Source organism: Actinoallomurus bryophytorum, from assembly GCF_006716425.1.
Classification (GTDB): domain Bacteria; phylum Actinomycetota; class Actinomycetes; order Streptosporangiales; family Streptosporangiaceae; genus Actinoallomurus; species Actinoallomurus bryophytorum.
Genome location: NZ_VFOZ01000003.1, coordinates 222,008 through 240,451 on the forward strand (window position 1 = coordinate 222,008; position 18,444 = coordinate 240,451).

20 protein-coding genes are annotated in these 18,444 nt (G+C 72.0%); 11 read left to right on the top strand and 9 right to left on the bottom strand.

Features of this window, described 5'->3' with window-relative positions; all coding sequences use genetic code 11:
• Positions 1 to 42 precede the first annotated feature (42 nt).
• Positions 43 to 816, top strand: coding sequence for a TetR/AcrR family transcriptional regulator (locus tag FB559_RS42325; protein ID WP_221640734.1), 774 nt, complete (start codon positions 43 to 45; stop codon positions 814 to 816).
• Between the two features lie 9 nt (positions 817 to 825).
• Here the strand turns inward: FB559_RS42325 and FB559_RS42330 are convergent, their stop codons facing one another.
• The gene (locus FB559_RS42330) at positions 826 to 1,677 is read right to left on the bottom strand and encodes a helix-turn-helix transcriptional regulator (RefSeq protein ID WP_221640735.1); all 852 of its coding nucleotides are present in this window, start codon (positions 1,675 to 1,677) and stop codon (positions 826 to 828) included.
• A 161-nt stretch (positions 1,678 to 1,838) separates the two neighbouring features.
• On the opposite strand from FB559_RS42330, the gene FB559_RS42335 reads away from it, so the two are divergent.
• Positions 1,839 to 2,756 carry an NADP-dependent oxidoreductase gene (locus tag FB559_RS42335; protein ID WP_141963691.1) on the top strand — a complete coding sequence of 306 codons (918 nt, stop codon included), beginning with the start codon at positions 1,839 to 1,841 and terminating at the stop codon, positions 2,754 to 2,756.
• Between the two features lie 347 nt (positions 2,757 to 3,103).
• Here the strand turns inward: FB559_RS42335 and bioB are convergent, their stop codons facing one another.
• The gene (gene bioB, locus FB559_RS42345) at positions 3,104 to 4,183 is read right to left on the bottom strand and encodes a biotin synthase BioB (protein WP_221640736.1); all 1,080 of its coding nucleotides are present in this window, start codon (positions 4,181 to 4,183) and stop codon (positions 3,104 to 3,106) included.
• A 114-nt stretch (positions 4,184 to 4,297) separates the two neighbouring features.
• Positions 4,298 to 5,524: an isochorismate synthase gene (locus FB559_RS42350; protein WP_141963695.1), complete on the bottom strand. Its 1,227-nt coding sequence runs from the start codon at positions 5,522 to 5,524 to the stop codon at positions 4,298 to 4,300.
• A gap of 221 nt (positions 5,525 to 5,745) precedes the next feature.
• On the opposite strand from FB559_RS42350, the gene FB559_RS42355 reads away from it, so the two are divergent.
• Genes FB559_RS42355 through FB559_RS42365 form a run of 3 tightly spaced genes read left to right on the top strand, consistent with a single transcriptional unit; the run spans position 5,746 to position 8,219 of the window.
• Positions 5,746 to 6,369 carry a PadR family transcriptional regulator gene (locus FB559_RS42355; protein WP_141963697.1) on the top strand — a complete coding sequence of 208 codons (624 nt, stop codon included), beginning with the start codon at positions 5,746 to 5,748 and terminating at the stop codon, positions 6,367 to 6,369.
• Entirely contained in the window at positions 6,366 to 7,346 is a 981-nt protein-coding gene (locus FB559_RS42360) for an ATP-binding cassette domain-containing protein (RefSeq protein ID WP_141963699.1), read from the top strand. The genes FB559_RS42355 and FB559_RS42360 overlap by 4 nt, the downstream gene beginning before the upstream one ends.
• A 3-nt stretch (positions 7,347 to 7,349) precedes the next feature.
• On the top strand, positions 7,350 to 8,219 hold the full coding sequence (locus tag FB559_RS42365) for an ABC transporter permease (protein WP_141963701.1): 870 nt from the start codon (positions 7,350 to 7,352) through the stop codon (positions 8,217 to 8,219).
• 4 nt (positions 8,220 to 8,223) lie between these two features.
• Here the strand turns inward: FB559_RS42365 and FB559_RS42370 are convergent, their stop codons facing one another.
• Genes FB559_RS42370 through FB559_RS42380 form a run of 3 tightly spaced genes read right to left on the bottom strand, consistent with a single transcriptional unit; the run spans position 8,224 to position 10,569 of the window.
• Positions 8,224 to 9,252 carry a zinc-binding dehydrogenase gene (locus FB559_RS42370; protein ID WP_141963703.1) on the bottom strand — a complete coding sequence of 343 codons (1,029 nt, stop codon included), beginning with the start codon at positions 9,250 to 9,252 and terminating at the stop codon, positions 8,224 to 8,226.
• A 40-nt stretch (positions 9,253 to 9,292) separates the two neighbouring features.
• The gene (locus FB559_RS42375) at positions 9,293 to 9,718 is read right to left on the bottom strand and encodes a nucleoside deaminase (protein WP_185792752.1); all 426 of its coding nucleotides are present in this window, start codon (positions 9,716 to 9,718) and stop codon (positions 9,293 to 9,295) included.
• A gap of 2 nt (positions 9,719 to 9,720) precedes the next feature.
• Complete coding sequence (locus FB559_RS42380; protein WP_141963705.1) at positions 9,721 to 10,569, bottom strand: LLM class flavin-dependent oxidoreductase; 849 nt, start codon at positions 10,567 to 10,569, stop codon at positions 9,721 to 9,723.
• 93 nt (positions 10,570 to 10,662) lie between these two features.
• On the opposite strand from FB559_RS42380, the gene FB559_RS42385 reads away from it, so the two are divergent.
• The 4 genes from FB559_RS42385 (at position 10,663) to FB559_RS42400 (ending at position 13,510) form a co-directional block, all read left to right on the top strand.
• Positions 10,663 to 11,118: an Lrp/AsnC family transcriptional regulator gene (locus tag FB559_RS42385; protein ID WP_141963707.1), complete on the top strand. Its 456-nt coding sequence runs from the start codon at positions 10,663 to 10,665 to the stop codon at positions 11,116 to 11,118.
• Positions 11,119 to 11,184: 66 nt separating this feature from the next.
• A complete protein-coding gene (locus FB559_RS42390; protein ID WP_141963709.1) occupies positions 11,185 to 12,096 on the top strand; it encodes an LLM class flavin-dependent oxidoreductase in 912 nt (303 codons plus the stop codon).
• A gap of 137 nt (positions 12,097 to 12,233) precedes the next feature.
• On the top strand, positions 12,234 to 12,569 hold the full coding sequence (locus tag FB559_RS42395) for an ArsR/SmtB family transcription factor (RefSeq protein ID WP_141963711.1): 336 nt from the start codon (positions 12,234 to 12,236) through the stop codon (positions 12,567 to 12,569).
• Positions 12,566 to 13,510, top strand: coding sequence for an SRPBCC family protein (locus tag FB559_RS42400; protein ID WP_141963713.1), 945 nt, complete (start codon positions 12,566 to 12,568; stop codon positions 13,508 to 13,510). Before FB559_RS42395 ends, FB559_RS42400 begins: the two co-directional genes overlap by 4 nt.
• On the opposite strand, the gene FB559_RS42405 is transcribed toward FB559_RS42400, so the two are convergent.
• Complete coding sequence (locus FB559_RS42405; RefSeq protein ID WP_246122924.1) at positions 13,486 to 14,130, bottom strand: spermine/spermidine synthase domain-containing protein; 645 nt, start codon at positions 14,128 to 14,130, stop codon at positions 13,486 to 13,488. The two genes, FB559_RS42400 and FB559_RS42405, sit on opposite strands and share 25 nt — an antisense overlap.
• Before the next feature lie 23 nt (positions 14,131 to 14,153).
• Positions 14,154 to 15,182, bottom strand: a complete 1,029-nt coding sequence (locus FB559_RS42410; RefSeq protein WP_425455137.1) for an Rv2578c family radical SAM protein — start codon at positions 15,180 to 15,182, stop codon at positions 14,154 to 14,156.
• Positions 15,183 to 15,268: 86 nt separating this feature from the next.
• Here FB559_RS42410 and FB559_RS42415 point away from each other — a divergent pair, with 86 nt between their 5' ends.
• Entirely contained in the window at positions 15,269 to 15,679 is a 411-nt protein-coding gene (locus FB559_RS42415) for a DUF6924 domain-containing protein (RefSeq protein ID WP_141963715.1), read from the top strand.
• Between the two features lie 3 nt (positions 15,680 to 15,682).
• Here FB559_RS42415 and FB559_RS42420 read toward each other — a convergent pair whose 3' ends face one another.
• Positions 15,683 to 16,768 carry a site-2 protease family protein gene (locus tag FB559_RS42420; protein WP_141963717.1) on the bottom strand — a complete coding sequence of 362 codons (1,086 nt, stop codon included), beginning with the start codon at positions 16,766 to 16,768 and terminating at the stop codon, positions 15,683 to 15,685.
• 256 nt (positions 16,769 to 17,024) lie between these two features.
• Here FB559_RS42420 and FB559_RS42425 point away from each other — a divergent pair, with 256 nt between their 5' ends.
• Positions 17,025 to 18,419 (top strand): glycoside hydrolase family 10-like protein, encoded by a 1,395-nt coding sequence (locus FB559_RS42425; RefSeq protein WP_246122925.1) that lies wholly within the window; start codon positions 17,025 to 17,027, stop codon positions 18,417 to 18,419.
• The last annotated feature ends 25 nt before the right edge of the window (positions 18,420 to 18,444 follow it).

Below are 18,444 nucleotides of genomic sequence, written 5' to 3' on the forward strand. Positions count from 1 at the left end.
CGAACCGGGATGGCGTGCGGGCGAGTACTGCAAAATGGCGGGGTGACGACGGAGTACAGCGGTAGCGGCGACCCGGTGCGCAGCATGGAGCTGCTGTGGGGAGGCCGCGCGACCGGGACGGCCGGGCCGCGGCGCGGCCCGAGGCCACGCCTGACGGTCGAGGGGATCACCCGGGCCGCGGTCGAGGTCGCCGACGCCGAGGGCCTGACGGCGCTGTCCATGCGGCACGTCGCCGAACGCCTGGGTGTCGCCGCGATGTCGCTCTACACCTACGTGCCGGGCAAGGCCGAGCTGCTGGACCTGATGCTGGACTCGGTCAGCGGCGAGACCGCGCGCCCCGGCCAGGTGGCCGGCGGCTGGCGGGGCCGGCTGGAGCAGGTCGCACGGGAGAACTGGGCGCTGTACCGCAGGCATCCCTGGCTGGTGCACATGGCGGCCGCGCGGCCGGGACTGGGGCCGAACATGCTGGCCAAGTACGACTACGAGCTCGGCGCGGTCGAGGGCATCGGGCTGACCGACGTGGAGATGGACTCCGTGCTCACGCTGGTGCTGGGCCACGTGACCGGCGCGGCGCGCGGGCTGGTCGACGCGCAGGAGGCCGAGCGGCGTACCGGGATGACCGACCTGCAGTGGTGGGAGGCGCACGCGCCGCTGCTGGAGAAGGTCTTCGACGCGGAACGCCACCCGACCGCGGCGCGGGTGGGCGCGGCGGCCGGGGCCGCGCACGAGGCGGCCTACGACCCGGAGTACGCCTTCGAGTTCGGCCTGCGCCGCGTCCTGGACGGGATCGGCGTCCTCATCGGCTCACGCGCCTGAGGGGGTCCGTCAGGTGCGCGTCGCCGCGGTGTCGTGCCGGTGCTGGGGGCCGAGCACACGCAGCATGTCCAGCGCGTCGGTGCCGCCGGGCGGCGGGGTGAAGACCCGCAGTCGCTGGTCCGTGGCGGGCGTCGCCAGCACTTCGCAGTCGAACTCGATCCTGCCGAGCTCGGGATGCACGAGCCGGTACGGGTGCGACCTGCGCACCGCGACCTCGTGGCGGTCCCAGAGTGCCGCGAACTCGGCGCTGGCCGCGCGGAGCCGCGTGACGAGTGCGCGTGACGCCGCGTCGTTCCCGCGGTGGGTCACCGCGGCGCGCAGGTCGGCGACCAGCTGCCGGGCCTGCTCCTCGTGCTCTTCGGCGGCGAAGTGGTTTCGCACGTCCGGCTCGGTGAACCAGCGCAGCACGATGTTGCGGTCCTCCCGTGCCACCGTGCACACGCACCCGAACAACGCCTGCGCCATGTCGTTGTGCGCCAGCAGGTCGCCCAGGTCGCTCAGGACCTGCACCGGGACGCTGTCCAGCCGATCGAGGACGTACAGCATGCTCGGCCGCAGGTACTCCCCGGCCCGTGCCCCCTCCGGCGGGCGGTGCCCGGCGAGGAGGTACAGGTGGTCGCGCTCGTCGGTGGTCAGCCGCAGCGCGCTCGTCAGCGCGGCCAGCATCTGGACCGAGGGCTGCGGGCTCCTGGCCTGCTCGAGCCGCATGTAATAGTCGGCCGACATCGCGGCGAGCGCCGCGACCTCCTCGCGGCGCAGTCCCGGAGTACGCCGCCTCGGCCCCTCGACCAGTCCGACGTCCCGTGGAGTCAGCCGCGCACGGGCGCGGCGCAGGAAGTCGGCGAGGTCGTCGCGGTTCATCCCCATGTCGCTAGTGATATCACCGTTCGTCCCCTGGATCCTCGGACCGCCGATCCTAGGGAGACCGCTCCGTTCCTGAGCCGCCGGCGGGACGGCAGGGTCGAGGTGTGGCCATCCGAGGCCCATCCGAACTCCGAACGAGGAAGAGCGGTGATCACGCGATGAAGGCGGTGCGGTTCCACGAGTACGGCGGGATCGATGTCCTGCGGGTGGAGGAGGTGGAGCGTCCGGTGCCCGGCCCTGGGCAGGTGCTGGTCGAGGTCCGCGCGGCCGGGATCCAGCCCGGTGAGGTCCATATCCGCGCCGGCGAGCTGCACGAGCGCTGGCCGGCGACGTTCCCCTCCGGTCAGGGCAGCGATCTGGCCGGCGTCGTGGTGGAGCTCGGCCCGCATGTGCGCGGCGCCAGAGTGGGAGACGAGGTCCTGGGCTTCACCCACGCACGGGCGAGCCACGCGGAGTACGTCGTGGTGAACGACGTGAACCTGACCCCGCGTCCGGAGGGCCTGTCCTGGGACGCGGCCGGGTCGTTGTACGTGGCCGGCACGACCGCGTACGCCACCGTGTTCGCGGCCGACCCCGGACCGGGCGACACGGTCGTCGTGTCCGGTGCGGCGGGCGGCGTCGGGTCCCTCGCGGTGCAGCTCGCGCGGCGGCGCGGCGCCACGGTGATCGGGCTGGCGAGCACGCCGAATCACGCCTGGTTGAAGGAGCACGGCGTCGTCCCGGTCGAGTACGGGGAGGGCGTGGCCGGACGGATCCGGCAGGCCTCGGGCGGGACCGTCGACGCGTTCATCGACACGGTCGGCAACGGCTACGTGGAGCTGGCGGTGGAGCTGGGCGTACGACCGGCGCGGATCGACACGATCCGCGACTGGCAGGCCGCGGCCAAGGTCGGTGCGCGGACCGACGGAGAAGGCGCGGCGGCCTGCGCGGTCGTGCTCGGCGAGCTGGCCCGGCTCGCCGCACGCGGGGACCTCGAGGTGCCGATCGCCCGCACCTACCCGTTGGAGCGGGTGCGGGACGCGTTCGGCGAGCTGGAGCGGGGACACACCCACGGCAAAATCGTGCTCCGCCCTTAGGACCTGTCCCGAAGTCCTCGGTATCGGCATGGAGCCCACCCGCATGGAGCCCACCCGCATGGAGCCCACCCGCATGGAGCCCACCCGCATGGAGCCCACCCGCATGGAGCCCACCCGCCCGGGGGGTGCCATCCCACTCACATTGTCCAGCCGGAACAGCTGCGGGTGGAAGTAGAGCGAGATTCTGTGGATAACCCCGGGGGTGGCGCCACCCAGGCGCCACCCCGGGCCGCGCCACACGGCACAGGGGGCGCCACACGGCAACAGCATGACCAGGAGAAAGACCCTAGGCGTCCCGCCAGAGGGGGGTACTGCGGGGGCCCGTACGGGGTCCGGGCCTGCGGCCGTCAGGTGTTGGCCGGCAGGTCGGTGCCCGCGCCGCGGCGGCGGAGGGTGACCAGGTCCTGGCGGGCGTCGGGGAGGGTCTGCTCGTCGGCCCCCTCGACGACGAAGCCGGCGTCGGCGATCATCTGCAGGTCGTCGGCTCCGGGCTGGCCTTCGCTGGTGAGGTAGTCGCCCAGGAAGATCGAGTTGGCCAGGTGCAGGGCCAGCGGCTGGAGCGTTCGCAGGTGGATCTCCCGGCCGCCCGCCAGCCGTACCTCCACGTCCGGGAAGACGAACCGGAACATCGCCAGGATGCGCAGGCACCGCTGCGGGGTCAGATCCCACCGGCCGGCCAGGGGTGTGCCCTCGAAGGGGATCAGGAAGTTCACCGGCACCGAGTCGGGGTCCAGCTCACGCAGGGCGAACGCGACGTCCACGATGTCCTCGTCGGTCTCGCCCATTCCGAAGATCGCGCCCGAGCACGGGGACAGCCCGGCCTGCTTGGCCTCGTTCACCGTCCGTACCCGGTCCTCGAAGCCGTGGGTCGAGCAGATCTGCCCGTAGTTCTCCTCGCTGGTGTTGAGGTTGTGGTTGTAGGCGTCGGCGCCCGCCTCGCGTAGCCGTTCGGCCTGGCCCGGCTTGAGCAGGCCCAGGCAGACGCACACCTCGACCTCGGGTGCCGTGCCTTTGATCGCGGCGACGGTGTCCGCCACCCGGCTGATGTCGCGGTCGGCGGGCCCGCGTCCGCTGGCCACCAGGCACACGCGCTTGGCTCCCGCCGCGATCGCCCGTTCGGCGTTGCCGGCGGCCTCTTCCGTGCCGATCCAGGAGTACTTCAGGATCTCGGAGGTGGAGCCGAGCCGCTGGGAACAGTAGCCGCAGTCCTCCGGGCACAGGCCGCTCTTCATGTTGACCAGGTGGTTCAGCTTCACCCGCCGGCCGAAGAACCGGCGGCGTACGCGGGAGGCGGCCCCGACCACCTCGAGGATGTCGTCGTCATCGGTCTCCAGGACCGCGAGAGCCTCCTCGCGGGTCGGCGGTCGCCGCAGCAACGCCTTGGCCGACAACGACCCGAGCAGCTCTTCCACACCAGACTCCGTCATGGAGACCATCGTGCGGAACGGCCGGCGGACTGCACAAGGATCACCGCGACAAGATCACTCGCAGGCACTTTGTACGCCGGCGAGGATGGAAGGCGGGCGCGCGCCGTGGGTGTCTCAGCCGTCGATGGCGTAGCGCATGGCACGGAACTTGCTCTGCGCCTCGGCCAGCTCGGCGGCCGGGTCGGAGCCGGCGACGATGCCGCCGCCGGCGTACAGGCGGGCGCGGGCGCCCTCGATCTGGGCGCAGCGCAGCGCGATGCCCCACTCGCCGTCGCCGCGTGCGTCGATCCAGCCGACCGGTCCGGCGTAGCGGCCGCGTTCCATCGTCTCGAGTTCGCGGATCAGGTCCAGGGCGCTGTCGGTCGGGGTGCCGCCGACCGCGGGCGTGGGGTGCAGGGCGGCCACGACGTCCAGTACGGAGCGTTCTTCGGCCAGGCGGCCGCGTACGGGCGTGGCCAGGTGGATGACGTTGGACAGGCGCAGCAGCTCGGGCTCGTCGGGCATGGTCAGCTCGTGGCACAGCGGCGCGAGCGCGTCACGGACCATGTCGGCGGCGTAGGAGTGCTCCTCGCGGTCCTTGGCCGAGGCGAACAGGGTCGTGGCCAGGGATTCGTCGGCGGAGTCACGGGCGATGGTGCCGGCCAGGACGAGGGACTCGACCTCGCCGCCCATGCGGCGTACGAGCAGCTCGGGGGTCGCGCCGACCAGCCCGGCGCAGGCGAAGGTGTAGCAGGAGGGGAAGCGGTCCGCGAGGCGGCGCAGCAGGACGCGCGTGTCGATGGGCGCGTCGGCGGTCGCGAGCAGGTCCTGGGCGAGTACGACCTTGGACAGGTGCCCCGCGCGGATGCGTTCGACGGCGGCGGCCACGGCGCGCATGTGGTGCGGCGCGTCGACCTCGCCGTCGGACCAGCGGATGCCGGAGGGGGCGACCGGGCGGCGCAGCAGCGCCAGCGACTCGGAGTGCTCGCCGATCGTGGTGTACCAGGAGCGGCCGTCGCGGTGTCCCAGGACGACACGCGGCACGATGAGGACCGACTCGCCGGCCTTGGCGTCGAAGGAGAAGCTGCCGAAGGCGACGGGCCCTGAGCCGGGGACGCCCAGCGGGTCCTCGACGGTGGCGGTGCCCAGAACCGAGGCGAGCCATTCGCGGGCGCGGACGAAGCGGTCCTCGCCGCCGGGCAGGACGAGGCGTGCGGCCTCGCCCCAGCCGACGAGGCCCTCGCCGTGCCGGACCCAGGCCAGCGCCTCGGAGTGCGGAAGGCGCGCCACCAGGTCCTCGGGCGCGGAGACGGCGGTGGTCCGGACGACGAGCCGGTCGGAAACTCCCACAGCGACGTTCACAACGAACCACTGTACGGGAAAATTGAACCTGTTCAAACAGGGGGGCCGGTTGCGCCTGGCGGGGCCGGAGTTGCCTTTCCGACCTGCGCTGATACCGCCGTTCTCCGGATCCTAGCGTGCGTTCGGGCGACAGGCCCGGCAGGTCGTGACATATCCACTTGTTCGTGGAACTCTCTAGATATATCGTTAACGTATCTAGAGAGTCGTCAGAGGAGTGGACAATGGACAGCTGGCCACCGGGCCCCCCGGATCTCGCCGCGTTCTTCGCCATGGGCGGGCCGCCTCAACGCCCCGGGCCGCCGGGTCCGTACGGGGAAGGCCCGCCCCCACGGCCCGGCCCGCCCACCTTCTTCAGGCTGGGTCCCCCGCCGGCCGGCGCGGCGCCGAAGGTCAAGAAGGGCGACGTGCGCGCGGCCGCCCTGGCGCTGCTCACCGAGGGCCCGCGCAACGGCTACCAGATCATCCAGGAGATCAGCGAGCGCAGCCACGGGATCTGGCGACCCAGCCCCGGCTCGGTCTATCCGGCGTTGCAGCAGCTGGAGGACGAAGGGCTGGTACGGGCCGAGGAGGACGGCGGGCGCCGTACGTACCGGCTGACCGATCAGGGCCGCGCCCACGTGGCCGACAACCGTGAGGCGCTCGCCGAGCCCTGGGCGGCGGTGGCCGGTTCGGTCACCGAGGAGATGGTCGACCTGCAGACGCTGTTCGGGCAGGTCGGCATGGCGCTGCGGCAGGTCGCCGAGGCGGGCACGCACGCCCAGCACGAGCACGCGCGGCGCATCCTGGCCGAGACACGGCGCTCGCTGTACCGGCTGCTCGCCGAAGATCCTGAGGGGGACGATTGACCACGCCGAACGGGGGCCCGGCCGTCGCGGTCGAGGGCCTGTCGAAGAGGTACGGCGACCTGGAGGCCGTGAAGGGGATCGGGTTCGACGTGCCGCCGGGGGAGGTCTTCGGCTTCCTCGGGCCCAACGGCGCCGGCAAGACCACCACGATCGGGATGCTGTGCACGCTGGTCCGCCCGACCGGCGGCGCCGCGCGCGTGGCCGGGCACGACATCGTGGCCGAGCGCGACGAGGTACGGCGCAACATCGGCCTGGTCTTCCAGGACCCGACGCTGGACGCGTACCTGACCGCCGAGCAGAACCTGCGCTTCCACGGCGAGCTGTACGGCCTGCCGAAAGACGTGATGAACGAGCGGATCGCCCTGGTCCTGGACATGGTCGACCTGACCGACCGCAAGGACGGCAAGGTCGAGACGTTCTCCGGCGGCATGAAGCGGCGGCTGGAGATCGCGCGCGGCCTGCTGCACTCCCCGCGGGTGCTGTTCCTGGACGAGCCGACCGTCGGCCTGGACCCCCAGACCCGCTCGGCGATCTGGGGCTACATCAACCAGCTCAAGGACACCGAGGACATCACGATCTTCCTCACCACGCACTACATGGAAGAGGCCGAGTACTGCGACCGCATCGCGATCATCGACCACGGCGAGATCGTCGTCCTGGACACGCCGGAAAAGCTCAAGGCGAGCGTCGGCAAGGACCGGGTGCAGATCGTGACCGGTGACGACGAGGCCGCGATCGCCGCGCTGAAGGACCGCTTCGGCATCGACGCGGGCGTACACGAGGGCGCGGTCACCTTCGCGGTCTCCTCCGGTGAGGAGTTCGTGCCGCGATTGTTCTCCGAGCTCGGGGTGGCGATCCGCTCGGTGCACGTCGCCCGGCCCTCACTCGATGACGTGTTCCTGAACTACGCCGGCACCACGATCCGCGACGCCGAGGGGGGCTCCAACGAATGGGCCCGCCGGATGATGAGGAGATGAGCGATGGCGACCGATCTGCAACCCGTCATCGAGACCGCCCCGGTCCGCGTCGCGCGGCACACCCTGGGCCACGACCTCGGGGCGATCAAGATCGTCCTGCACCGTGAGCTGCTGCGCTTCTTCTACGACCGCACCAGGATGATCTCCCAGCTGGTCCAGCCGGTGTTGTACCTGCTCGTCCTGGGCACCGGCCTGGGGTCGCTGGTGTCGGGCGGCGGGAACGTGAACCTGAAGACGTTCATCTTCCCCGGCGTCATCGCGATGTCGGTGCTGTTCACCGGGATGTTCTCGGCCGGCTCGATCGTGTGGGACCGGGAGTTCGGGTTCTTGCGGGAGATGCTCGTCGCGCCGGTCAGCCGCACCTCGATCGTGGTCGGCAAGGTCCTCGGCGGCGCGGTCGTCGCCACGGCCCAGGGCGTGGTGATCCTCGCGCTGGCCGGTCTGGCCGGAGTGCCCTACGACCCGGTCATGCTCGTCCTGCTGGTGTTCCTGATGTTCGTCGGGGCGTTCACGATCACGGCGTTCGGGGTGGTGCTCGCCGCGCGGATCAAGAGGATGCAGTCCTTCTTCGGCGTCATGCAGATGGCGATGATGCCGATGATGTTCCTGTCCGGCGCGCTGTTCCCGCTGTCGGGCCTGCCGGGCTGGCTGAGCCTCCTGACCCGGATCAACCCGCTGACCTACGCGGTGGACCCGCTGCGCCACGTGGTGTTCACGCACATCCACGCGAGCGCGCGGCTCAAGGCGAGGTTCAACCCCGGCGTCACGTGGTTCGGCTGGCACGTGCCGATCCTGCTGGAGGTCGCCCTGGTCATCGTCCTGGGCGCCGGTCTGCTCGCCGTGGCGATCGCGCAGTTCCGCCGTACCGACTGAGCGGTCAGCCCGGGTGGATCACGGTCACGCCGGTGGACGGGGCGGTGCCCATCGCCGCCAGCGCCGCCGGGGCCTGGTCGAGGCCGATGGTCCGGGTGATGAGCCGGTCCGGCCGCAGAGTCCCGGCGACGACCAGGTCCATCATCGGGCGGTACGCGTGGGCGGGCATGCCGTGGCTGCCGAGCACGGCCAGCTCGAAGGCGATGACCCGGCCCATCGGCAGGCCGGTCAGCTCCTCCGGCAGCAGGCCGACCTGGACGTGCCGGCCGCGGCGGCGCAGGCACGCGATGGAGTCGGCGCAGGTCGGCGCGCTGCCGAGGGCGTCGAGGGAGACGTGCGCGCCTCCTCCGGTGATCTCGAGGATCGCCTCGGGGACACCGTCGGGTCCCCTCACGGTGGCCGATGCCCCGGACGCGCGGGCCAGCTCCAGGGCGCCGGGGGACAGGTCGACCGCCACGACGCGTGCGCCGGCCGCAGCCGCGATCATCACCGCGGACAGGCCGACGCCGCCGCAGCCGTGCACGGCCACCCACTCGCCCGGCGCGACCCGGCCGTGCGCGGTGACGGCGCGGAACGCGGTGGCGAAGCGGCAGCCGAGCGCGGCCGCCGCCGCGAAGTCCATCTCCCCGGGCAGCGCCACCAGGTTGACGTCGGCGTTCTCGATCGCGACGTACTCGGCGAACGACCCCCAGTGCGTGAACCCGGGCTGGGTCTGGCGCTCACAGACCTGCTGGTCACCGGCGGCGCAGGCCGCGCATCGCCCGCACGCGCAGACGAACGGGACCGTCACCCGGTCCCCGGCACGCCACGCGGCGACGCCCGGTCCTGTCGCCTCGATCACCCCGGCCAGCTCGTGCCCGGGAACGTGTGGCAGCGTGATGTCGGCGTCGTGCCCCATCCAGCCGTGCCAGTCGCTGCGGCACAGGCCGGTCGCGCCGACCCGGATCACCACCCCGCCCGGCGGCGGGACCGGATCGGGCACCTCACGTAGCCGCGGCTCACGCCCGAACGCCTCATAGACCACCGCTCGCACCCGGCCGCTCCTCCCGTGTCCGGGCGTCACCGTACCCGGGTCAGGTGTAGTAGCCCTCGACCGGGACGCGCGCCTCCTCGTACAGGGCCGGGCCCTCCTGGGCTACGCCGGGCCATCCGGGGCCGGGTTTGAGGCCGGTGAGCTGCTCGTTGGACAGGGCGAACACGACGCGCCCCAGGCCGGAGCGTTCGATGGCGCCCGCGCACATCTGACACGGCTGGCAGCTGGTGAACATCGTGGTGGCGGCCGCGGTGGCGGGGTCGAGCTCGCGGGCCGCCCACCGTGCCAGTTTCAGCTCGGGGTGCGCGCTGATGTCGGCGTCGGTGATGGTCGTGTTGCGTTCCTCGGCGAGGACGCCGCCGTCCGGTCCGGCCAGCAGCGACCCGAAAGGCGGGTTGCCGCCCGCGCGCGCCGCGGCGGCCAGCTCGATGGCCCTGCGAAGGAGGGCCCGCTCGTCGGTCGTCATGATCACTCCGATTTCGTGGGGAGGGCGGCGGCGACGGCCGCCAGCGCCCGCCATGCCTGCCGCGGGTGGTGGGTCTCTTCGGGGTCACCGCCGAAGGGGTCGAGGACGACGGTGCCGGCGCCGAGCCGCCTCAGCCGGTCGATGTCGTCGAGGATCTGCTCGATCGTGCCCTGGCCGGCGAGCCGGCCGGGGTCCTCGATGGGTGAGGGGGACAGCCTCAGGGCGATGCGCGGCGCCAGGCCCGGCACCGGCCGTCCCTGCGCGTCCGCGGCGGCCTCGAGCCGCTCCAGCGCGTCCCGCAGCCAGGGGAGGGTGAACCGCAGCGGGTGCCACGCCTCGCCGAACCGCACCGCCCGGCGCAGGCCCGCGTCGCTGTTGCCGCCGACCCAGATCGGTATCGGCCCGTGGCCGTAGTCCGCCTCGTCCTCCCAGGCCGCGCGCATGGCCCGCAGGGCCTCGTCGGTCAGTTCGCCGCGCCGGCCGAACGGGACGCCGAGCGCCGCGAACTCCTGCCGGGCCCAGCCGACGCCCACCCCCAGGACGAGCCGCCCGCCGCTGAGCTGGTGGAGGTTGGCGGCCATCCGTGCCATCAGCAGCGGATGCCGGTACGGCAGGATGAGCACCGTCGTCCCGAGCCGGACCCGGTGGGTGATGCCGGCCAGCCAGGACAGTGTCGTGAACGGCTCATAGAACGGCGCGGGGTACTGCCTCGCGACGTCGGGCGTGACCGCGAGGTGGTCGGAGACCATCAGCAGGTCGAACCCCAGGCCCTCGACGGTCTGCGCCCAGTCGCGCAGCATGCCGGGGTCGGTGCCGGGCCCGAAGTTGGGGACGTTGACGCCTGTTCGCATCGCCTCAGGCTATCCAGGCGCTCCCGGCCGCCGGAAGGGATTCCTCCCCGCGTACGGGCTGTCCCGCCGTGGATCCGCCGGTATATTCGCCGGATGGCCGAGACTCTTGACGCGACCGACTGGGCGATCCTGGCCGAGGTCCAGCGGGACGGGCGCGTCCCGCTGACCGAGCTCGGCCGGCGGGTGAACCTCAGCGCGTCCGCGACGACCGAGCGGCTGCGGCGGCTGGAGTCGGCCGGGGTCATCACCGGCTACCGGGCCGAGGTGGACCTGGGCCGGGCCGGGTTCCCGGTGCTCGCGGTCGTCCGCCTGAAGTATCCCGGCAGCCACCACCAGCCCCTGCACCGGCTGCTCGGCGAACGGCCGGAGATCCTGGAGTGCCTGCGGACCACCGGCGATGACTGTTACACGCTCAAGGTCGCCGCGGAGTCCATGGGTCACCTGGAGAAGGTCATCGACGAGCTGGCCCAGTTCGGGAGCACCACCACCAACATCGTCTACAGCCAGACCCTGCCCTTCCGCGGCCCCCAGGCGCCCGCCGGGACCTGAGGCCCCGCCGCCGGGAGACGCGTGCCTGCCGGGCCGGACGCGGGCCGGGGCGCTACGGTCGGATGTGTGCGATTCGCCATCTCGATCCCGCAGCTCATCGCCGACGGCGCCTTCGACCCCGCGGCCTTCCGCCACCACCTCGCGCGCGCCGAGGCGCTCGGCTTCGAAAGCGCCTGGACACAGGAACAGGTCCTGGGCGCGGCCCCCACTCTGGGGCCGATCGAGACCCTGACGTACGCGGCCGCGTGCACGGAGCGGCTGCGGCTGGGCTGCGCGGTGTTCGTCACTCCGCTGCACGTCCCGGTCCACCTGGCCAAGAGCGTCGCCACGCTGGACCAGCTCAGCCGTGGCCGCCTCGAGATCGGGGTGGGGACCGGAGGGCGCGGCCGGATGTTCTCCGCGTTCGGCGTCGGCCCCGGCGGCCTGGTCGCCCGGTTCAACGAAGGACTGCGGCTGATGAAGGCGTGCTGGACCGAGCCCCGCATCACCTTCGAGGGCCGCTTCTGGCAGCTCGAGGACGCGGCGATGGAACCCAAACCGTTCCAGAAGCCCTACCCGCCGCTGTGGTTCGGCGGCAACCACCCGGACGCCCTGCGCCGGGCCGTGCGGCACGGCGACGGATTCTTCGGCGCCGGGTCCACCGAGACCGGGCGGTTCGCCGAGCAGGTGCGGCTCGTACGGGAGGCGCTCGCCGAGGAGGGCCGCGACCCCGGCGGCTTCGGCATCGCCAAGCGCGTCTACATCGCCGTCGACGACGACGGGGCACGCGCCCGGCGCGACATCGACGCCGCGCTCGAACGGCTCTACGGCAGGACGGGCCTGGCCCCGGTCGCGGTCGCCGGCACACCGGAGGCGTGTGCGCGAGGACTGCGGGAGGTCGCCGACGCGGGCGCGCAGATGATCCTGCTCAACCCGCTGTCCGAGGAGACCACGCAGATGGAGCGGCTGGCCGCCGACGTCCTGCCCCGGCTGTCCTGAGCCGGGCGTACGCACTGGTGGCTTCGGTCGGGTGATCACAGTGCGGCGACGGCCGGAACACCGACTTACTCCGACACCTGCCCGACCTGGACTATATGCCTTGACGGGTATATATCTGCCGGGCTATGTTCGCGGGCGTGGCAACGACATTCGACGTACTCGCCGAGCCGGCCCGGCGGCGGATCCTGGATCTGCTGCTGGAACGCCCCCGGCCGGTGGCGGAGCTGACCGAGGCCCTGGGCCTCACCCAGCCCGGCACCTCCAAGCACCTGCGAGTGCTACGCGAGGCCGGGCTGGTCCGCGTACGCGCCGAGGCGCAGCGGCGCTGGTACGAGCTGCGGCCCGAGCCGCTGGCCGAGATCGACGCGTGGCTGCGGCCCTACCGGCGGCTGTGGTCGGACGCGCTCGACGCCCTCGAACACCACCTGGACACCATGCCCGGCACGGCGCCGGACCGTACGGAGGACTCGTGAACGGAAGCCTGCACACCGTCGGCGGACGCAACGTCCTGAGGTTCGAACGCCGACTCGCGCATCCGGTCGAGAAGGTCTGGCGGGCGATCACGGACCCGGCCGAGATGGCGCACTGGTTCCCGGCCATCGTCGAGATGGACTTCCGCGTCGGCGGGAGGATCACCTTCGCCTTTCCCGGCGCCGAGATGGACGCCGCCGAGGGGTCGATCACCGAGCTCGATCCGCCGCGCGTCTTCGCCTTCAGCTGGAACGGCGACCCGCTGCGCATGGAGCTGCGCCCGGACGGGGAGGGCAGCGTGCTGACCTTCACCCACACCTTCGAGGACCGCCCGATGGCCGGCAGCTTCGCGACCGGCTGGGAGACCTGCCTCGGGGCGCTGGAGAAGATCCTGTCCGGCCCGGCCACGGAAGGGATGCTCAGGCCCGAGCGGTACGCCGAGCGGCACGACGCCTACGTGGCGGCGTTCGGGCTCGGCGAGGGGACCGTGGCCGATGACGAGCAGGGCTTCACGGTCCGGTTCGAACGGATGATCCCCCACCCGGTGGAGGACGTATGGCCCGCGCTCGCGGGCGCGGGGGAGTCCGGCGGGCCCTCGGTGGGCGGGCCGCCGCCGGTGAGAGCCACCAACGGGTACGTCTCGGCGGGCGTGCTGACCGCGGTCGAGCCGGGGGCCGTCCTGGACTACGGATGGCTCGACGGCGGTGAGCCGGCCGGCCGGGTCCGCTGGGAGCTGACCGGCGGCCATCCCGCCGGCACCCGTGTCGTGCTCACCCAGAGCGGACCGGCACGGCTCGCCGATCAGCGCGCGACCGCGCTCGCCGCCTGGCACACCCACCTGGAGGTGTTCGCCGACCACCTGCGCGGCATCGACCACTGCCCGTGGCCCAAGGCGCGAACCGAGGAGCTCAGGGAGCACTACGCCGAGACGATCGCCAGGTAGACCACGTCGGGTTCGCCCCGGGCGACCTGGACCGGATGCGCCGTGACGCCGGTGAACCGCTCCCGCAGCCGCGCCTCGAAGGCGGGCGCGGCGCCGGCGCTCCAGACGGCCAGGACGCCACCGGGGCGCAGGCGCCCGGCCAGCAGGTCCAGGCCCGCCGGCGCGTACAGGGCGGCGTTGCCGTCGGTGACCGTCCACTCGGGGCCGTTGTCGATGTCCAGGCACAGCACGTCATAGGCGCCGGGCGTCGCGGACAGCCATTCGAGCAGGTCGGTGCGTTCGATCCGCACCCGGGGATCGGCGAGGGCACCGCCGGAGAAGGGGCGCAGGTGCGTGGCGTGCCAGCCGATGACCGCCGGCTCGCGTTCGACCACGGTCACCGTACGGGTGGTCGGCGAGCGCAGCGCCTCGGCGAGAGAGAAGCCCACTCCGAGGCCGCCGATGAGGACGTCGGCGGGCCGTGCGACGCGCTCCAGCGCGGCGCGGACCAAAAGCCGCTCGGACTCACCGGCGCGGGTGTCCATGAGGAAGACGCCGTTGCTGATGATCTCGAAGTGCCGTCCGTCGCTCCGCAGCACCAGCTCGCCGTTCTCACCGGCGCACCGCTCATAGACCTCCACGTAGCGTGAGCCTAGTGCCGCCGTCACAGCAGGGGCAGCTGCTCGGCGGCCGGCCGCGGGGGAGCCGGCGGGGGAGGGACGATGCGCGGGCGCCGCGGGTTGCGGTGGTCGCCGATGCCGTATTCGTTGGCCAGCTCCGCGACCTTGGCCGAGATGCGCCGCTGGTAGTCCTTTGGCGCGTAGGCGCCACGCCCGTACAGGCGCTCGTACGGGGCCACCAGCTCGGGGCGGGCCTCGCGCAGCCAGTCCATGAACCACTCGCGGGCGCCCGGACGCAGGTGCAACACGATGGCCGACACGGAGGTGGCGCCCGCCTCGGCGATGCGCCGGACCGCCGACTCCAGCTGGCGCGGGGTGTCGCTGAGGTAGGGCACGATCGGCCCCATCAGGACGCCGCAGCCGATGCCGTGCTCGCCGAGCGTCGCGCAGACCTCCAGGCGTTTGAGCGGGCTCGGCGTGCCCGGCTCGATCAGCCGCCACAGCTCCTTGTCCACGAAGCCGACCGACACGGCGGCGCCGACCTCGGTGCGTTCGGCCGCCTCCTCCAGCAAGGGCAGGTCACGCAGGATCAGCGAGCCCTTGGTGAGGATGGAGAAGGGGTTCGCCGCGTCGCGCAGCGCCTCGATGATCCCGGGCATCAGCCGGTAGCGGCCCTCGGCGCGCTGGTAGCAGTCGACGTTGGTGCCCATCGCGATGTGCTCGCCCGCCCACCGGGGCGCGGCCAGCTCGCGGCGGACCAGCTCGGGGGCGTTGACCTTCACCACGATCTGGGAGTCGAAGTCGCGGCCCGCGTCGAAGTCGAGGTAGGTGTGGGTCTTGCGGGCGAAGCAGTAACGGCACGCGTGGCTGCAGCCGCGATAGGGGTTGATCGTCCAGGTGAAGGGCACGCGGGAGGCGCCGGGCACCTTGTTGATGATCGACTTGGCCCGTATCTCGTGGAAGGTGATCCCGCGGAACTCCGGGGTGTCGACCGTGACCGGCTGCCCGAACAGGCCCGGTTCCTGACCATCGAGTGACAACGCGTCCCAACGCATTCCCTCATGGTAGAACATGTGTTCGATCACCTTGCGGTGAACCCTCCGCGGGCGTGCCCCGTATGCCTCCAGGAGAGATCAGCCCGTACCCGGAAGGCCGCGCGATGACCACACTGCCGAAGACCGTCAGCACGCCGTTGCTCCGCACCGACTTCTCCGACGAGACGGCGTGGGAGGCCCTCCTCGCGGCGATCGCGACGCCGAACGAGGACGGGTTCATGGCGTACGTGGACTCCGTCGAGGACCCCGCGCACCGTGACCTGACCCTCGAGCAGGTCCTCGCGCTGGTGCCGGCAGAGTGCGAGCATCCGATCCTCATCGTGGCGGACCACGTCGCCCTCACCTCGCCGGAGATGCCGCTGCTGGTCATCGACCTGTGGGACGAGCGCGGGCGCGTGCTCCGCGTCGTCGTCGAGGAGCTGTCGAGTATCGAGAACAACCTGTCGATCTCCAACATGGACTTCGACGACTTCACCGCGGCCGCCGACGAGCACGGCGTCTTCCGCGGATTCTGACCCTCAGCCCGGTCCGGGCAGGCGTTCGAGGGCGCGGGCCAGGTCGCGTGGGGTGACGATGCCGACGAGGCGCTCGCCCTCGAAGACGAGCAGCCGGCCGTGGGCCAGCTTGGGCACCAGGTCGGCCAGCGACGTCTGCGCGCCGGTGCGCTCGGCGTCCTCCACGACCGCGCCGATCGGTGCTCCGGGCTCCTGGCCGCGGATCCGCTCGGCGGTCACGATGCCGCGTACGACGCCGTCCTCGAGCAGGGGATAGGCGGTGTGGCGGTGGCGGGGGAGCATCTCGCGCAGGAACTCAGCCGCCGTCATCGAGCCGGGCACGGTGAACGGGTCGGGCGTCATGACCCGGCCGATCGTGATGCCGTCCAGGCGGGCCTGCACGCGTGCCTGGCCGGCCTCCAGGCTCGCGGCCGCGATCAGGAACCAGCCGATGAGGATCAGCCACAGGCCGCTGAAGGTCCACAGCGACAGGTAGAAGCCCGCCACCATCGCGATCCAGCCGAAGCCGCGGCCGGCCAGCGCGGTGCGCAGCGTCGCCTGCGTACGGTCGCCGGACAGGCGCCACAGCAGGGCATGGACGAGCCGGCCGCCGTCCAGCGGCGCCGCCGGGATGACGTTGAACAGGGCGAGCACGACGTTGATCGCGGCCAGCCACGCGATGCAGCCGGCGACCATGCCGTTCATCCCTGCGACCAGGAGCACCGCCGACGCGCCGGCCAGCAGCATGCCCAGCAGTAGACTGACCAGCGGCCCCGAGCCCGCGATACGGAGTTCGGCGCCGGGGCTCTCCGGCTCGCCCTCGAACCTCGCCACGCCGCCCAGCAGCCACAAGGTGATGCCTTCGACGGTCAACCCGTTGCGCCGTGCGACGATGGCGTGCGCCAGCTCGTGCGCGAGCAGCGACGCGAGGAACGCCGCGGCGGTGAACAGCCCGCCGAGGATGTACATGACCGGGTGCAGTCCCTTGTAGGACTGCGGCAGGCGCTCGGCCCCCAGACCGTACGCGAGAAGGGTGAAGACGACGAGAACGGTCCAGTTGACGCCGACGCGCACGCCGACGATCCGGCCGAGCCGGAAGGTGTCGTTCATCCGCCGCCGCCCTGTGAGAGTGCCTCTCCTGAACCGATACCCGGATGTGCGCCGGGACTCTCCGGCAGAATGCCATCTCATGGGCGGGTCTCGGGGGCGAAGCACGGCCGTGGCGGCGATCGCTTTGATCGTCGCCGCCGGATGCGGGGGGTGCGCGGGCAGACACGACTCGCCGCCGGCGTCGGCCGCGGGCCTCCCGGCGGCCGAATGCGGCCAGACCGTTTCGGCGCACGCGACCACGCGGCGGACACGCGCGATGTGGATCACAACGGTCAACAACGGCGACTGGCCGAACAAGGCGGGCCTTCCCGCGGCCAAGCAGCAGGGGCAGTACCGCCACCTGCTCGACGTGGCGCAGAAGCTGAACTTCAACACCGTCTACGTCCAGATCCGCCCGGCCGCCGACGCGTTCTACCCCTCCCGTCTCGAGCCCTGGTCGCAGTACCTCACCGGAAAACAGGGCGGCGACCCGGGCTATGACCCGCTGCGTTTCCTCGTCGACGAGGCGCACAAGCGCGGGCTGGAGTTCCACGCCTGGTTCAACCCCTACCGGGCGAGCGCGCAGGCCGACCGGAACAGGCTCGCGCCGAACAGCCAGGCGCGGCTGCATCCGGACTGGGTGCACCGCTACGGCGGCGCGCTGTGGTTCGACCCGGGGCTGCCGCAGGTACGCGACCTGGTCGGCAAGGTCGTCCTCGACGTCGTCAACCGCTATGACGTCGACGGCGTGCACCTGGACGACTACTTCTACCCCTATCCGCTACCGGGCCAGGCGTTCCCCGACAGCGCCACGTTCAAGAAGTACGGCAAGGGTTATGCGAACATCGGCGACTGGCGGCGCCACAACGTCGACGCGCTCGTCCAGGGCCTGCACACCCAGATCCACCAGGCCAAGCCCGCGGTGCGTTTCGGCATCAGCCCGTTCGGGGTCTGGCGCAACAAGAGCAAGGACCCGGCCGGTTCGGCCACGGCCGCCCTGCAGAGCTACGACGACATCTACGCCGACAGCCGCAAGTGGGTGCGCAGCGGCTGGGTCGACTACATCGCGCCGCAGCTGTACTGGCCCGTCGGGTTCAAGGCCGCCGACTACCGGACCCTGGTGGCGTGGTGGTCCAAGCAGGTCGCGGGCACGCACGTCCAGCTCGTGATCGGGCAGGCGGCCTACCAGGTCGGGCAGCCCGGAGCCTGGAAGGACCCGGCCGAGCTGTCCCGCCACGTCGGGATCGACGCCAAGTACCCCCAGGTCGGCGGGGAGGCGTTCTTCAGCGCCCGCGACCTGGCCCAGGACCGGCACGGTTTCGCCTCACGGCTACTGCGCGACCACTACTCCCGCCCGGCGCTGCCCCCCGTCGCGGCGAGCACCGGTTCCCCGCCCTCCGCCCCGGCCCATCTGAAGGCCAAGGACGGCGAACTGACCTGGAAGGGCTCGGGCGCGGCCGCGTACGCGATCTACCGCACCCCGGCGAAGGGACCGGCCTGCATCGCGCCCGACGGCCGGTTCCTCGTCAAGGTCGTCGGCGGCGACGTGCACAAGACCTCCGACAAGACCGCCAAGCCGGCGCACTCCTACACCTACTACGTCACCGCCCTGGACCGGCAACACCGCGAGAGCCCCACCACCCACGGCGCGAACGTGACCAAGGGCCACTGACCCGCCCCGGCGTTCGGAGGACCGG